This is a genomic window from Winogradskyella sp. (genome assembly GCF_013042245.1).
In the GTDB taxonomy this organism is placed as follows: domain Bacteria; phylum Bacteroidota; class Bacteroidia; order Flavobacteriales; family Flavobacteriaceae; genus Winogradskyella.
Genome location: NZ_JABDQL010000083.1, coordinates 1 through 16,305, shown reverse-complemented (window position 1 = coordinate 16,305; position 16,305 = coordinate 1). Strand labels below are relative to the sequence as shown.

Annotated in this window: 15 protein-coding genes and 2 pseudogenes; 10 read left to right on the top strand and 7 right to left on the bottom strand. The window is 32.2% G+C overall.

The window, feature by feature from the left end; translation table 11 throughout:
* Positions 1-192, bottom strand: a 192-nt coding sequence (locus HKP48_RS07115; protein WP_296344277.1) for a helix-turn-helix domain-containing protein, incomplete at its 3' end; no start/stop codon positions are given.
* 289 nt (positions 193-481) lie between these two features.
* Here HKP48_RS07115 and HKP48_RS07110 point away from each other — a divergent pair.
* From HKP48_RS07110 to HKP48_RS07100, 3 genes are read left to right on the top strand one after another with little or no spacing between them, the layout of a single operon-like run.
* Positions 482-2,695 carry a hypothetical protein gene (locus HKP48_RS07110; RefSeq protein ID WP_296344275.1) on the top strand — a complete coding sequence of 738 codons (2,214 nt, stop codon included), beginning with the start codon at positions 482-484 and terminating at the stop codon, positions 2,693-2,695.
* A 6-nt stretch (positions 2,696-2,701) separates the two neighbouring features.
* Positions 2,702-5,110 (top strand): hypothetical protein, encoded by a 2,409-nt coding sequence (locus tag HKP48_RS07105; protein WP_296344272.1) that lies wholly within the window; start codon positions 2,702-2,704, stop codon positions 5,108-5,110.
* Positions 5,110-6,012 (top strand): histone deacetylase, encoded by a 903-nt coding sequence (locus HKP48_RS07100; protein ID WP_296344271.1) that lies wholly within the window; start codon positions 5,110-5,112, stop codon positions 6,010-6,012. The genes HKP48_RS07105 and HKP48_RS07100 overlap by 1 nt, the downstream gene beginning before the upstream one ends.
* On the opposite strand, the gene HKP48_RS07095 is transcribed toward HKP48_RS07100, so the two are convergent.
* Positions 6,009-8,588: a phosphoenolpyruvate carboxylase gene (locus HKP48_RS07095; protein ID WP_296344268.1), complete on the bottom strand. Its 2,580-nt coding sequence runs from the start codon at positions 8,586-8,588 to the stop codon at positions 6,009-6,011. The genes HKP48_RS07100 and HKP48_RS07095 overlap by 4 nt on opposite strands.
* A 133-nt stretch (positions 8,589-8,721) precedes the next feature.
* Between HKP48_RS07095 and HKP48_RS07090 the strand changes: the two genes are divergently transcribed.
* On the top strand, positions 8,722-9,243 hold the full coding sequence (locus HKP48_RS07090; protein ID WP_296344267.1) for a ferritin: 522 nt from the start codon (positions 8,722-8,724) through the stop codon (positions 9,241-9,243).
* 320 nt (positions 9,244-9,563) lie between these two features.
* Positions 9,564-9,701 carry a hypothetical protein gene (locus tag HKP48_RS07085; protein ID WP_296344266.1) on the top strand — a complete coding sequence of 46 codons (138 nt, stop codon included), beginning with the start codon at positions 9,564-9,566 and terminating at the stop codon, positions 9,699-9,701.
* Positions 9,702-9,705: 4 nt separating this feature from the next.
* Here HKP48_RS07085 and HKP48_RS07080 read toward each other — a convergent pair.
* Both HKP48_RS07080 and HKP48_RS07075 read right to left on the bottom strand, forming a co-directional pair.
* Positions 9,706-10,081: pseudogene (locus HKP48_RS07080) on the bottom strand (integrase core domain-containing protein); the annotation flags it as partial.
* 33 nt (positions 10,082-10,114) lie between these two features.
* Positions 10,115-10,363, bottom strand: a pseudogene (locus HKP48_RS07075) (IS3 family transposase); the annotation flags it as partial.
* 182 nt (positions 10,364-10,545) lie between these two features.
* On the opposite strand from HKP48_RS07075, the gene HKP48_RS07070 reads away from it, so the two are divergent.
* Positions 10,546-11,928 carry a T9SS type A sorting domain-containing protein gene (locus tag HKP48_RS07070; protein ID WP_296344264.1) on the top strand — a complete coding sequence of 461 codons (1,383 nt, stop codon included), beginning with the start codon at positions 10,546-10,548 and terminating at the stop codon, positions 11,926-11,928.
* Between the two features lie 69 nt (positions 11,929-11,997).
* On the opposite strand, the gene ssb is transcribed toward HKP48_RS07070, so the two are convergent.
* Positions 11,998-12,330, bottom strand: coding sequence for a single-stranded DNA-binding protein (ssb, locus tag HKP48_RS07065; protein ID WP_296344262.1), 333 nt, complete (start codon positions 12,328-12,330; stop codon positions 11,998-12,000).
* A 165-nt stretch (positions 12,331-12,495) separates the two neighbouring features.
* Between ssb and HKP48_RS07060 the strand changes: the two genes are divergently transcribed.
* Together HKP48_RS07060 and HKP48_RS07055 are read left to right on the top strand one after the other, a co-directional pair.
* Entirely contained in the window at positions 12,496-13,044 is a 549-nt protein-coding gene (locus HKP48_RS07060) for a GNAT family N-acetyltransferase (protein ID WP_296344259.1), read from the top strand.
* Positions 13,025-13,375: a hypothetical protein gene (locus HKP48_RS07055; protein WP_296344256.1), complete on the top strand. Its 351-nt coding sequence runs from the start codon at positions 13,025-13,027 to the stop codon at positions 13,373-13,375. Before HKP48_RS07060 ends, HKP48_RS07055 begins: the two co-directional genes overlap by 20 nt.
* Here the strand turns inward: HKP48_RS07055 and HKP48_RS07050 are convergent.
* Positions 13,372-13,851, bottom strand: a complete 480-nt coding sequence (locus HKP48_RS07050) for a CBS domain-containing protein (protein WP_296344254.1) — start codon at positions 13,849-13,851, stop codon at positions 13,372-13,374. The genes HKP48_RS07055 and HKP48_RS07050 overlap by 4 nt on opposite strands.
* Before the next feature lie 87 nt (positions 13,852-13,938).
* Between HKP48_RS07050 and HKP48_RS07045 the strand changes: the two genes are divergently transcribed.
* Both HKP48_RS07045 and HKP48_RS07040 read left to right on the top strand, forming a co-directional pair.
* Positions 13,939-14,772 carry an NAD(P)-binding domain-containing protein gene (locus HKP48_RS07045; protein ID WP_296344252.1) on the top strand — a complete coding sequence of 278 codons (834 nt, stop codon included), beginning with the start codon at positions 13,939-13,941 and terminating at the stop codon, positions 14,770-14,772.
* 69 nt (positions 14,773-14,841) lie between these two features.
* The gene (locus HKP48_RS07040; protein WP_296344249.1) at positions 14,842-15,531 is read left to right on the top strand and encodes a hypothetical protein; all 690 of its coding nucleotides are present in this window, start codon (positions 14,842-14,844) and stop codon (positions 15,529-15,531) included.
* Positions 15,532-15,584: 53 nt separating this feature from the next.
* Here HKP48_RS07040 and HKP48_RS07035 read toward each other — a convergent pair whose 3' ends face one another.
* Entirely contained in the window at positions 15,585-16,076 is a 492-nt protein-coding gene (locus HKP48_RS07035; RefSeq protein ID WP_296344246.1) for a hypothetical protein, read from the bottom strand.
* Between the last annotated feature and the right edge of the window lie 229 nt (positions 16,077-16,305).

Below are 16,305 nucleotides of genomic sequence, written 5' to 3'. Positions count from 1 at the left end.
ATGACGTTCTCTACATTTACGCTCAGCTAGCTTTGCTCGATAATCACCGCTACGCTTATCTGCATTGCGCTTCAGCTCTCTGCTTATCGTAGACTTATGTACGCCAATAGAGTTAGCTATGTAATCTTGTGTTTTACCTAACTTGTATAGAGAGGATATTTCATATCTTTGCTCAAGGGTTATTTGACTCATATTGCAATTTTTTGACGGAGAACAATATAGCTAAATATCCATCAGAAGGAGAAGGGAATTTGTTCCCTTCTTTTTTCTGAAAAATTGCTATAAAAACAACTCCCTAAAAGTTGCATTTATTGGTTGAATTCAAGTAAAAAACAAGCCTTATTATGCTTTTTTAATCAAAAAGATAAGGGGTTTGTTTTGATTGAATTCTGAAGTTTTTTTAAATTATCTAACCTAACTTTAAGTTAAAATGTAAGTAAAATGGTACAGTTTTTGATAAATTTATCAAAACTAACCGTCTATGAATTCCAATAACTTATATTTCAAGTGTCTTAAACAAATATCTTTCATATTTTTTATAGCCATATGGTTATCACCCGCAGCCCTAATTTCCCAAGTCGACGACTCTCCAATCATCGAAAATTTTGAGGATTATACTGAGGCGCCAAGAAAAAATATTTATATTCATCTAAATAAGACCACATACGTTAAAGGCGAAATGATTGGTTTTAAAGCGTATGTGTTTGATAAAGCCTCAAAAGAGCTTAGTTTTTCTACTACTAACCTTTATTGCACAATAACTGATAAAAACAATAAAACTGTACGGAGTGGCCTCTTTATAGTAAAAAAAGGAGTCACCAGTAATGTCTTTGAAACTCATAGTCTATTCACTTCTGGCAATTATGCATTCAGAGCCTACACTAACTGGATACTAAACTTTAAAGAAAAAATCTTTTTCTCTCAAAAGATTAGAATAATAGACCCTGATGTAGAGAAACAAGAAAAAGCTCCTATTAATGAAATTACTAAACTCGACATACAAGCACTACCTGAAGGTGGTCACTTGTTAAAAGATGTACCAAATACTTTTGGAATTGTAATAAAAGACCAATTTGGCAAAGGAATTCCCAATATTCAAGGTGCTATTGTTGATGTTAATAATACCAATATTGGAACATTTATACTTAACGAATTAGACGTAGGAAGAACACCGTTTATGCCTACCGCTAATCAGGAATATTCTATTGCTTTTAATTTTGGTTATAAAGATTATAAACAACCCATTGTAAAGGCTAAGAAAAATGGAATCTCTATTTCGCTTAAAGATGTTAATGACAAAGTTGTTCTTTCTATCCTCACTAACGATAATACATTACAAAACATCTTAGACGAAAATTATATTTTGGCACTACATAATGGCGCTGAGATAGAAGCTTGGGAGTTTAACTTTAGTAAAGACAATAAAACTCTTAATAAAGTCTTTGAAAAAGATGACTTATATCCTAGTATAAATATTTTTACACTATTCAATTCTAAAAATTCTCCCTTGCAAGAAAGGCTCTTCTTTAACAATATAGGAATAGAGCAATCTTCAAGTATAGCCAGCGTAAAAAAAACTGTAAAAGATTCGTTAGATATCAGTATTACAATACCTAACCTACAAGCTGAAAAATTTACAACTATAAGCGTTTCAATTTTACCAACCGAAACAAAATCATATACACCTAAACATAATATTCTATCATCTACATTTTTAAAACCTTATTTAAAAGAAATTACTACAAAAAAACTTTATGAATTAGATAATCTAATGATTTCCCAAGGATGGAGTAGTTATAATTGGGGTAACATTTTTAGTAATACTCCCGAAACTGCCTATAGTTTTGAACAGGGAATTAGTTACAAAGCCTCTATAAACAACAGGAAAGATACCCGATTTTTAATTCAACCTCTAAAGAATTCTAAGTCTGTTTTTTTTGATGTTACTAAAGAGAACTCTTCTTTTCAAGGTGCTTCACTTTTACCTACCGAGAATGACCAATTAAACATCACAGAAATAAATTCTAAAAATCATAAGACTCAAAAGTCGCAATTGTACTTCACATTTAAACCAGCTTCTATACCCGAGTTTAATAATAATTTAAATGCCAATAACACATCTGGTAGAAGAGCTGTCTTAACGGATATCACTGAGGATAATACAAACTTAAATGAAATTCAAAAACTAGAAGAAGTTCAACTCTCCGTTAAACTAGAAAAAACAAGGTATGAGTCTTTAAAGAAGTTGACCCGAGGCTCATTAATTGTTTTTGATGATATGATGCGAAATGCATTTACTAATTTCTCCACTTTTATAGCCTCTAAAGGATTTATCGTTAATGAAAACTTAGGACAACCTGCTGCAGAGAACGGCGAGCGTTTACCGCTACTAACAATTTACAATGCAAGAAAAAACAGATTAACAGGGAGTCTTGATTCCCCTTTAATATTTATTAATGACTTACCTTTAAAATTCCAATCAAAAAAATCATATTACATCCCTAAATACAAATACTTCAATACTGACTTTTTTAATAAATATGAAACTATAGGCTTGTCTTCTAACCTTACAACTAATCTTAATGGAGAGTTTAAGATTAGACTTTTTGACACTGACCGTAAAGACTTAAAAATTTTATCGAAGGCATCACCAATAATAACGAGTTTATCTCCGAAACAAAAAAATAAATCTTAATTAGTTATGATAAAAAAATACTCTAATCTTACTGTTGCTCTAATTTTTGTTATTGTTTTAAATAGTATTACAACTCATCTAAATGCACAAAAAACTAATAGTAATAACCTGCTAGAATCTTATAAAAAAAACTTTGATAGTCCAAGAGAGGTATCCTATGTTCACCTCAATAAATCAACATACATCAAAGGTGAAATGATTGGCCTATCTGTTTATGTTTTTGATAAAACCTCTTCGCAATTAAGCACAAACTCCACGAATCTGTATTGTGTTATAGAAGATAAAAATGGTAAACGTATCAAGGAAGATTTGCTTATGTTGGTCAAGGGAGTTTCTAACACTACATTTAAAGTAGACAGTCTATTTACTACTGGCACTTATGTTTTAAAAGCCTATACCAATTGGATGCGCAATTTTGACGAACAAAACTACTTTATTAGTCCTTTTAAAGTCATAGACCCAGAGATTACAAAACAAGAAAACTCGATTAAAAACGAAACAACTAAACTTGATATTGCTGCCTTGCCAGAAGGTGGGCATGCTATCTATGATAGTTTCAATACCTATGGTATTATTGTAAAAAATCAATTCGGTAAAGGTGTTCCACTTTTAAATGCGGCTATTATAGAAAATGATACAGACACTTTAAACACCTTTAAACTCAACAAATTTGGAATAGCTAAAACAATTTTAAATCCCAAAAACGGAAATAGCTATAAGGTTGTCGTAAAACATGGCGATAAGTATCATACTAGTTCAATAATAAACATAAAGCAACAAGGTGTAATTATGTCTGTAAAAACTATGAAAGACAAAACCCTTGTAACCATATCAAACAATAAAAATACCTCACCCAATAAAGATTATAAACTCGCCCTACATAACGGAAGAGAAATTAATACATGGGAATTTAAAATTGATGAGCAAACAAATCAAAAATATAATCTTTTTGACAACAAATTATTATACAAAGGCATAAACATACTCACCTTATTTGATGCTAATGACAACCCGTTGTTAGAACGTCTCTTATTTTCATTTGATGGAATTAAAACTAATCAAATCACCGAAGTAAAAACCAATAAAGCAGAAAATGATTCTGTAAAAGTAACGATGAATCTAGCGGGGATTGACTCAAAAAAATTTAATAATCTAAGTGTATCCATACTTCCTGAAATAACTAAATCTTATAATCACAGGCACAACATACTTTCCTATACCTTACTACAACCTTACGTTAAAGGTTTTGTACAAGACCCACGGTTTTATTTTACGAATATTACTGCTAAAACCAAATATAATTTAGACCTCTTACTCATTACTCAAGGATGGAGCAGCTATGACTGGAATACTATTTTCGGAAAAGAAAAAAAACTAGTCTACCCTTTTGAGCAGGGCATAAGTTTTACTGCGAAAGCTAATGATAAAAAAACAGATGAGTATTTAATAAGCCCATTAAAAAACTCTAAGTCTTTCTTAGTAAATCTAGATAAAAAAGATACTCAGTTTGATGTTCAGGCTTTGTTTCCTGTGGAGAATGATAAGCTCAGAATAAATGGTATTGGGAAAAGAGGTAAACCTTTAAAGCCGAGTTTATATTTAACTTTCAACCCAGCAAAAATTCCAAATCTAGATGTGAATTACATGAATAAATTTGATATTGCTGACATAGATATAAACTTTAATACTCTTGAGTTTACCAATTTCTCTTTAGGGGATGATGTTGAACGACTAGATGAAGTTATCATAACTGGAAAAAAGAAAGAACTAACAAAATATGAAAAACTTAAAAACGCTAGTGCTGGAAGGGTTGTTGTTTTTGATAAATATATGAGACGAGATTATCCTGATTTTGCAACTTGGATTGCAACTCAAGGTTTTAATGTTGTTCAAAACCAAGGTCGATTATCTATTTTTAATCAAAGGAGAAATACATTACAAGATGGCCCAACCTCGCCAATAGTTTTTTTAGACAATGTACAGTTGAGAAACTTAGATGTGCTATATAATTACCGAATGGATATTATTGATTATATCGAAATAGACAGAAATGCTTTTCAAATGGGTATGCAAGGAGGATTTGGGGTTATTAAGATTAAAACTAAACCAGGTTTAATCTTAAAAGACAACCCTGAACGAAATTTTTCAATAAATACACAAATCATAAAATTTCCAATAACATTTAGTACAGAAAAAAAATTCTATACGCCTCAATACCAATACTACGATTCTACATTTTTTAAAGAATATGGTGTTGTCTCTTGGGCTCCGAATATTAATGTAAATAGTGATGGCTCTTTTGATTATGTATATTTTAGCCCTAGTAAAGAACCTGTAACACTTTTTATCGAAGGTATCACCAACAATGACGAGTTTGTTTCACAAATTATAACAGTAGAAACAGATAATCCTTAATGCTCAAAATAGCATTTCATCCCATTTATAAACATCCGCTTCCTCAAGGACATCGTTTCCCTATGGAAAAATATGAGTTGTTACCCGAGCAATTACTGTACGAAGAAACTTGTAAAACTTCTAATTTTTTTGAACCGGAAATCCCAAATGATAAGTATGCCTTGGCCGTCCATGACCCAGAATATTTCTACGATTTACTAAACATTACTTTAAATCAACGTGCAGCAAGAAAAATAGGTTTTCCACTGAGTGAAGTTCTTATTCAAAGGGAGCGAATTATTACAGATGGTACTATTAAAGCAAGTAAATTTGCATTAAAAAATGGTATTGCTATGAACATAGCAGGAGGTACACATCACGCCTACACCAATCGTGGCGAAGCTTTTTGTATGCTCAATGACCAAGCAATTGGCGCAAGATACCTTCTAAGTAAGGGTCTAGCTAAGAAAATTCTGATTGTAGATTTAGACGTACACCAAGGTAATGGTACAGCAGAAATTTTTCAGGATGACAATTCTGTATTTACCTTTTCTATGCATGGCGCTAGTAATTACCCCTTCAAAAAAGAAAAAAGTGATTTAGATATTGCTTTAGATAACAATACTGTTGATGCTACTTATCTCAATATTTTAAAAGAAACTTTAGCAAAACTTATTGATGAACAAAAACCCGATTTTATCTATTATTTATGTGGTGTTGATGTTATAGCTACTGACAAATTGGGTAAACTAGGCATGTCTGTTAAAGGCTGTAAAGAACGTGATCGTATTGTACTACAGACTTGCAAGAACCAAAACATTCCTGTGATGTGCTCTATGGGAGGTGGCTATTCCCCAGACATTAAAACTATAGTAGATGCACATGCCAATACCTTTAGATTGGCACAAGAGATTTTCTTTTAAGCTGAATTACGACTCGCATTAATATTGCCAAACATAGCACGTGTTACCATCTTTGAAAATACTTCTAATTGAACTTCATCTTTAACCTCAGCTTTTTCAAGCTCTTGTATTTTCTTCAGTGCATATTGTTGTATGGTCAATAATGGCAGTACGATGGATTCTCTCACTTCAATTGATGCTTTGCCCACAGGTTCATTTTCCATCAACGTTTCAAAACCCGCCAGTTTCAATATTAATCGTTTAGACGTTTTGTACTCTTCAAAAATAAGGTTCCAAAATGCACCATATTCTGGGTCTTCAGACATATACTTTGTTAGGTCGAAGAATGATTTGGTTAGTGACATCATACTGTTACTTATTAAAGCGTTAAAGAACTTGGATTCATTATATAGTTTCTGAACTTTTTCAAAATCGCCTTTATCTTCATATACTTTTAATGCTTTACCAACTCCAAAAAAGCCCGGAACATTTTGTTTTAATTGCGTCCAACTACCTACAAACGGAATTGCCCTTAAATCTGAAAAGACCAACTCTGTAGATTTTCCACGTTTAGATGGACGACTTCCTATATTTGTCTTAGCATAATACTTTAGCGTACTCATATTTTGAAGGTAGCTCAAGAATTTAGGATGCTTTTTAAAATCGACATAAGAATCATAACTCAAGTCTGCCAAATGATTCATAACCAACCTGTTTTCTTCGGACATTTCTTTATTCTTATCATTCAAACGGTTTGAAATCCCAGAACTAATCAACTGCTCCATGTTATATTGCGATGAAGCCAAGGTTCCAAAATTAGAACTTATAGTCTGCCCTTGTATCGTTAATTGAATTTCTTTATCCTCAACTGTTGGTCCTAAAGACGAATAAAATTGATGTGTTTTTCCGCCACCACGCGCAGGTGGTCCGCCACGACCATCAAAAAATATCACATCAATATTGTATTTTCTAGACAATGCTGTTAGTGCTTCTTTAGCTTTAAAAATCGCCCAATTTGCCATAAGATAACCTCCATCTTTAGTACCGTCACTAAAGCCTAACATAATAGTTTGTCTGTTGCCTCTTGTTTCAAGATGTGCCCTGTAGTTTGGATTAGTATATAAATCCTCCATAACTTTTGGTGCATTTTCTAAATCGGGAACCGTTTCAAATAATGGTACAACATCAGCAGTGAGTTTATCTTCAAATGCTATAACTCTAAGCATTGCAAATAACTGTAACACATGAAGTGTCGTTTGGGTATTACTAATGATATATCGGTTACAGGCTATTTCACCATTCTCATCCTGTATGGCTTTCATTGCCCTAATGGTTTCAACAATATTTATGGCCACCTCATCTTTAAATTCAATATTGCCCATTGGTCCTTTAACTTCAGATAAATACTGAAGTTGCTGCTCTAAGCTTAAATCAAAAAAGTCTTTTGGAAATAAGTCGCTACCATTAGTTCTTAATTCCTCGACTAAAGCTTTAAACATACTATCGTGTACACGACTGTCCTGTCTTATATCCAAGCTCGCAAAATGGTAACCAAAGAGTTTCGTTTTATTTATTAGACTCGTAACTTTGTCTACATATAAAGATTGATGTTGCTCAATTAATTGTGTTCTAATAACTCGCAATTCATTAGCAAATTGAGTGACCGTAGGAGAATCTGCTTTATTCAAAAGGCTATCAACCAAGTGGTGATTTAAATCTATAATACGTTCTCTAATACCTTTAAAAGTGAGACGTCTTCTCAGATATTTAACATCTCTAATATATTTTTTAATTATTGACTCTTTTAATTTTTTGGCTACATTTCTCGTAATCTCAGGAGTTACAAAAGGATTACCATCACGGTCACCACCCGGCCAAAAACCAATATTAATAATAGAGTTGTCTATTTCACAATCATCAAAGATATTTTCCTGCGTATAATCGTAAATACTACCAAAGGAATGATAGAATACATTTTTTAGATACCAAACCAAGTTTTTAGCCTCATCATAAGGTGTCGGTTTTTTGTCTTTGAAAAATGGTGTTTTACCTAATTGGGCTAATAAGCTATTAATTTCTTGAAGATTATTGTTTTTAACCGCTTCTGCTAAATCTGTAATTATTCCAAGTACTGCACCAGGGTAAAACTGTGTTGGATGAGCCGTTAATACGATTCGAACTTTAAAATTTTCTAAGTATTCTTGAAGTCGTTCCTTCTTATTCTCTGCTTGTGCATTTTCTTTTAGACTTCTCAAAGAACCTATACCATTCATGTTATTTACAGTAGCAAAAGATGCATCCTCAACAGAATCGAACAAAACAACTTGACGTTCTATATACTGAATAAATCGAAATAATAAATTTATTTGACTTTCAGGTGAACGTCGGGCTTGATATTTCTTAAAAAAAGTATCTACAATTTCTGTAGGATTATGTCCTGCTTCGAAACCTTTTTTGCAAGTTTCATAAAATAATGGTAGAAGTGCTACAGTTTTGGATATGGTGTCGAAAGGAAGATTCATAAAAATACCATTATATATCTGGTATTTTTGAATTACTTCAGTATCGAATCGTTTTAACTTTGGTTTTACAGCCATTGGTAAAGATTTAAACTTAAAAGTACTAAAGTAAATTTAGATTTAATATGAATTTTACCCAAAACCATTAAGCTAGTATAACAATTATTTTATTTCAATTTATATCTCCCTATCTTTGATAAAAACACAAACTATGTTATCAAAAACTATAGAATCTGCATTAAATAAACAGATAAGAATCGAGGCTGAGTCCTCACAAGTATATTTAGCTATGGCCGTTTGGGCGGAAATTAAAGGCTTAGAAGGTATTTCAAATTTTATGTACGACCAATCTGATGAAGAACGTGAGCATATGCTTAAATTGGTGAAGTTTGTAAACGAACGTGGTGGCCATGCTCAAGTGAGTGAACTTAATGCTCCTAATGTGTCTTTTGATTCATTTAAGCAAATGTTTGAAAAACTATTAGAGCACGAAATATTTGTATCAGAAAGCATTAATGAGTTGGTACATATTTCGCTTCAAGAAAAAGACTATGCTACACACAACTTTTTACAGTGGTACGTTGCCGAACAAATTGAAGAAGAAGCGACCGCAAGAACCATATTAGATAAAATAAATATGATTGGTGATGACAAAGGTGGTCTTTACCTATTTGATAGAGATATACAACAACTGACAGTCGTAAGCTCTGCTGCTCCTGACACAGGAGTATAAATGTTGAAATTTATTTAGATTAAATATAAATAACTATTTTTGTATTGTTATTAATCGCTATTAATAATGAGCAAGAAAAAGAAAAGCAAAAAGTTAAAAAAAGAACGTATCAAAGTTCTAAAAACTATCGGGACCGATGCACTAGGAAAAGTAAAATCTAAGTGCTGTAAAAAATATAAAAAGGCTGAACACAAAAGATGTAAAAAGTGTCCTTGCTTTGATTTGCTAAAAAAAGTGGCTTAACTGAGCTGCTTTTTTAGTTTAAATACTTATAAACATATAATTTGTAATTTTCAATTAAAGTACAAGACTAAGCTTGCATGCAATATCAATTTAAAGAGTTTTCTACAGATGCCGTTTTTAGTATTAATAACAAAAGCATCTTAATCAATTCAAGAGCCCAAAACAAACTAATCTTTACACCTGAACTTGCAAGAAGAAACTGGACAATTAGATAAGAGATTATGCCGCTAACTTTTTATTATAGATGTTTAATTCAAATTCGTTAATAGTTTTATAGTTTAAATTAGGAATGTCTTCTGTTTTTGTTATACCAAGTTTCTATCCATTGAAATATAGATAATTCAGCTTGTGATCTTAGTTGGTAATTGTGTTTGTAAATCCATTCTACCTTAAGACTTTTAAAAAACGATTCAGCAACGGCATTGGTCCCAACAATTACCCTTTCTGCTCATAGACTGTAATACTAAACCTTTATATAACTTTTTAATATATTTCTAAAAGCTTCACAGGCGTATTGACTGCCTCTATCAGAATGAAATATGAGTTTTTTGGTTATCGGGTTATGAGTTGCTACCATGCGCCAAGTTTTAATCAAAAAGAATTCCTCGAGGCTCTGCCTCGGGATAGTTCATTTTAGAAAATGAGCCCGATACAGATACTGTATCGGGCTCATTCCTTTTAACGTTAATGATATTCTATCATTATTGTAATAGCGAATATATTAATTAATATCTGTTTTCAATTCGTTAATAGATTTCTATTTTTTAAGATAGAACAGCTCTGATTTTAATGTGCCTAAAAAGTTTTCTATAACGGCATTATCTCAACAATTACCTTTCCTAGACATACTCTGTACAATGTTTCTTTTTTTAAGCATTTTTTGATTTACTTTTGTCCTTTAAATGAGACACCTCAATATACTTTAGTTGTAAAGTAAAACATAAATTATTACGTACTAAAAAGGAGGATTTCTTAATGAAAATCTCCTTTTTTGTTAAATGCGAAGCAGAAACGTCAGTGTTTCGTTATTTTTGCTTTGAAAAATGAAAAATCAATGTTATGTCTTCAAATTACGTAAAAATATTAACCACCTTATTAGGGATTGCCACGTGCTGGAACTCTATTTCTCAGAACAGTAATGTCAATACAGCAATCATAGTAGACACTCCAATTTGTGATATGCCTCCTTCAGAAATCAACAACAAGTTTTATGTGCCGCGCCAAGAATTTGTAAAACAAAGAATGAACGATGATTCATCAAGAAATAGTTGTTCTACTTTTATTGTCAATTATTCTGGATTTCCATTAGGAAGTCCAGAAAGAGATGCATTTCAATTTGCAATAGATATTTGGGAAAGTCTTTTAGATTCTGATGTACCAATACGCGTGAATGCTGCTTTCAATCCTCCATCTGACCCTGAAGATAATGATACTAATTTAGGAAGCGCAAGCCCTGCATTTTATATGGAGGTTCCAGGACTTACAAATCCTAATGCATCTGTACTCTACCCAGGCGCTCTATTTGAAAAATTAACTGGACAAGACAGTGACGGACCAACAGGCGAGTCAATAGATATTACTTGTCGTTTTAACTCATTAAAGTCTAATTGGTATTTTGGCACAGATGGAAATACTCCTCAAAATCAACTTGATTTTGTCTCGGTTGTTTTACACGAATTAGGGCATGGACTTGGTGTTGCTGGTTTTGGTATCGAGTTCCCAGCTAATAGCGGAACTGGTAATATTAGACGAGATGCAAGTGGTTTTAGTGTATCTGAGAGTTCAAATCATGTGAGTGTATGGGATACCTACATTGAAGCTCAAGCTCCTGGTTTCCCCATTACCAAAGAGTTAGTCATTGACGAGAGTGAATTTGCTGATCCGTCAGTAGTTATGTTTAACGCATTTAGAGGCGGTTCAAATAGTACGCTATCCTGCAATAGTCCTCTAGCAGTTCTCGCTAATGGAGGAAACGAACCAAGAACATACGCTCCAGCTACATTTCGCCCTGGCTCAAGTTATAGTCATTGGGATGAAGCTGAATTTAATAATACGCCAAACGCATTAATGACTCCTTTTCTTAATGCTGCAGAAGCGGTACATGATCCAGGTAATATAACCTTAGGCTTTATGGAAGATATGGGATGGTCTCTTTGCCAAGGCTCATTAAGTACAAATAATTTTGTCCTTGAAAATATAAAAATAAGTCCAAACCCTTTTACAGAATCCATAACCATAAGTTTACCACTAGAAGTGGCTAACCAACAATTTGATGTAACTATTGTAGATATCAACGGTAGAATTGTTTCTAGAAGCTCTGAAGCTACAAATGGTAAAATTGTTGTAAAAAACTTAGAGAATTTAAAAAGCGCACTTTACTTTTTAACTATAAAAAGTAAGACTTCAGACTTAAGTATTACCAAAAAGATTATTAAGCAATAATTTCTTTTTCGAAAAAAGTAAAAAGGGAAACTTCTCAGTTTCCCTTTTTATTTTGGTTAATGGTTGCGTCTATTTCCCTAGCATCAATAGTTCGCTACAAACTACCTCGGTTGTATAGCGTTTAATACCATCCTTATCTTCCCAACTTCTGGTAGTTAATTTACCTTCAATCGCTACTTCTTTGCCTTTACCAACATATTTTTCTACAATTTGGGCGGTCTTTCCCCAAGCGACAATGTTGTGCCATTGCGTGTCAGTTACTTTTTCGCCATGAGCATTTTTGTAGCTCTCGTTTGTTGCAATAGAAAACTTTGCGAGCGTTTTCCCTGATTCAAGATTAATAACTTCTGGGTCATTACCTAAATTACCAATCAACTGTACTTTGTTTCTTAATGTGTTCATGTGTTCTAAATTTTTAGTGTTAAACAGTTAATACTATCGAGTTCTTATGTTTCGACAGTGCAAATCTATAGTAGGTTGCAAATTTTAACCGGTAGTTACATATTTAAATTCGTTTGTAAATATTTGTAGTCGTTTGTAAATGAATAAATTTGTTTATATTTAGGCATGAATTTTTTTAAAATTGAAACCCCAAACCTTATTCTTAGGCACTTAAAACCAAGAGATTTAAAAGGCATGTTTGAGTTAGATTCTAATCCTTTAGTTCATAAATACTTGGGAAATAAACCAAATACCCGCATTGAACAATCTAAAAAAGATATCGCTTTTAATGTTCAGCAGCATAAAGAAAGAGGTATTGCTAGATGGGCAACTGTAGAAAAATCTTCTGGAAACTTTATCGGCTGGTCTGGATTACGATTAAATAATGACTTAACCTTCAATAATAAGACTAACTTTTATGATGTAGGCTATCGTTTTATTCCTAGATACTGGGGCAAAGGATATGCAACTGAATCATCACTTGCTGCCATAGACTATTTTTTTAATACTATGGAAAAGGAGTTGCTTTGTGGCATTGCCGAAACTGGAAATGGTGCATCTAATCGTGTCCTTCAAAAAATTGGATTAATATTTATAAACGATTTTACAATTGATGGCACCGATGCAAAATGGTATGAACTTAATAGAGAAAACTATGCAAAAACAATGTCCTGAATGTGGTGATAAGATCATAGGAAGAATTGATAAAAAATTCTGTAGCGATGGTTGTCGTAATGCTTATAATAATCGCATTAACAAAGATTCTAAAAATCTTATCAGAAATATTAATAATAGATTACGTAAAAACTACAGAATATTAGAAGACTTAAATCCTGATAAAAAAACAAAAACTTCTAGGGCTAAACTTGTAGAAAAAGGATTTGACTTCAACTATTTCACAAGTATATATACCACAAAGGCTGGCACTATATATTATTTTGTCTACGACCAAGGGTATTTGCCTTTGGATCGTGATTATTATGCATTGGTAAAACGTGACGCTTAACCTTTTGTACTACTATTCCAGTTTTCAGATTTAAGCTGTAGAGCTGCTTTTAGAATATCCTTTTGGCTTATTTGCCCAACAAGTCTTCCATTTTCCACTATAGGGAAACGCCGTCTTTTAGAGTTTAAAAACTTATTGGCTGCATCAAAAATATCCATATTCCCATCAATCGTTTCTACATCTTTAATCATTCGTTTTTCTACCAAATCTTCTTCTAATGGCATATTGTAGTATCTGCTTTCACTTAATTGTTTTAAACAATCACCTTCAGAGATTATTCCCACTAACTCATTTTTTTCATTGACTACCGGACCACCAGAAATCTTATTTTTAATTATGGCTTCTACAACTGAATGTATTTTTTCATGAGGCTTAAAGGTAATTAAATTTGTAGTCATAAAATCTTTGACTTTAAGCAGCCTCTCTTGCGTTGCATTTTGTTGCTTCCGCGAACCTTGAAAACTTTTAATACCCATGACCTAGAATTTTTGAATTGAAATTAAAGTTACTTAAAATTAACTTGTTACGCAAGTAAGTTTGTTTACTACCCTATCTTTGCGTAAATGAAGACTGGAGTATCCAAATTGAAAAAAAGACAAATAAGTATTATTGGCTGTGGTTGGCTTGGTTTTCCATTAGCCCAAATGTTAGTTTCTAAAAACTATAAGGTAAGGAGTTCAACTACAACTACTTCTAAATTAGAAAAATTAGAAAATCATGGAATTAACGCTTTTCTAGTTACCTTAGAAGAGTATCGTATTTCAGAAACTATTTCAGGATTTTTAGAAGGAAGTGAAACCCTTATCATTAATATTCCACCTGGATTGAGAAAAAATCCAAATAAAAGCCATGTACAAGAGATTAAGAATTTAATATCCTTTGTTGAAAAAAGTTCGATTAAAAACGTCCTTTATATTAGTTCTACTTCAGTTTTTGAAGACACCTTTTCTTTTTCAAAGATTACTGATGTATCAAAACCAAATGCCACTTCTAATAGTGGAAGTCAATTAATAGAAATTGAAAATATATTGAAAGATAATCAGAATTTTAGTACCACAGTTTTAAGGTTTTCAGGATTATTTGATAAAGACAGGCATCCTGGAAAAATACTCTCAGGCAAGACCAATATTTCTAATCCTGATGCACCTATCAATCTTATACATAAAAATGATTGCATTGCAATTATTACTAAAATAATAGAATGTGATTTATGGAACGAGGACTTTAACGCCAGTTTTCCTAATCATCCTATAAAAAAAGAGTACTATAAACAATACTGTAATGAACATAATTTAGAATTACCAGAGTTTGATGAAACAAAACCTTCCAAAGGAAAAATAATAGAGACATCAAGGTTGGTACAACTATTGGCATATGGATATAAAAATGACCTGTAGGAAATTAATAACTTTTTAAGACCTATTACTATTAAATTTCATAGATTTGGTGCTTTAAATTTTAAAACAATGAAGAAGATTACAATTGCAATGACCCTACTTTTTTCAGTAGTGTCTTTTGCCCAAAGTAAGGCAGATTTAACTGCACATTACCAAGCATTTTACAAACAGATGAAAGTCCAAGGGGACATTCAGGGTGTTATTAACGCTATGACGCATTTAGAGGTTTTAGTACCACAACAGTCTCGTAGAGATACATTAGCTTACTTATACGTATCAGAAGGCAAATATGTCCAAGCATTAAATGTTATTGGTATAGATAAAAATGCTACGGATTCTGATTTAAATGTAGAAGTAAAAGCGATTTCTCTTAAAAATTTAAATGAAACTAAGAGAGCTTTGGAGCAATATAACGTTTTATTTAGTAGAAAACCTAATCCAGCTTTAGCTTATGAGGTAGCAGATTTAATGCTTCAAAATTCTGATGTTGCTGGAGCAAAATCTAAAATCGAATATGGTTTAGCTAATGCTACAGATGACATGAAACGTGCTTTTTACGAAACGCAACGCCCATATGAAACTTCGCTTAAAGCAGCTTTTAACTATATAAAAGCTCTAGCTGTTTTTCAGGAAAACCAAACTAACGTAGACCCAGCATTAAAATTTATTAATGACGCTTTGGCCATAGATCCAAACTTTAATATGGCTAAGCGTACACGTGAAGCTTTAGAAGCAAAGAAAGCAGCGCCAAAAAATTAAAGTTGACACTCCCTAAATATTAAAAACGCTCGTTTATTTAAATGAGCGTTTTTTTATTCTTCATCTTCTGGCCTGCCAACATCGTTTAGATCAAATTCTAATTTTTTATTTATGACATAGATGAGATTAGAGTTAGCGATGAGAAGCTCTTTTATACTCTTTAGTTTGTTTTCTGCATTGTAGTTTTCAAGAGTTAAATCATCATTAAGTTTTAGTAGTTTCGTTTCTAAAGTTGATACCCTAGCAATAACAGAATTGGTATTTATATTTTCTGGAATATTCACCTTTAAGCTATCCAAAAAGACTTTTAAAGTATCTTTTTCAGAGGTAAAAAATGTGATATCTGCTCTTTTCAAAAATGAAATCTGGGTTGAAAGTTCTTGAAATTTTGACCAATCTCTCACTTCCTTTTCTGCATCACTACTCAAAATATAATCATTATACTTGAAGTTTTCTATAGCTTTTGCAGAAATAGTTTTCTTTTGTTGGTTAGCCTCTTGGGGTTCTATGCCTACATTCTTAGTATTATTATTACCACAACTCAAAAACAGCGCCAGTAGAAAAATAATTGAAATCGTTGTTATCCTCATCAATCCTATTGTTTAATATGAAGTAAAGGTAAATAATTTGATTTTTAAATCTTTTTGATTTTTTTAATACTTGAATTCAACCAATAAACGCAACTTTTAGGGAGTTTTTTTATAGCAATTTTTCAGAAAAAAGAAGGGAACAAATTCCCTTCTCCTTCTGATGGATATTTAGCTATATTGTTCT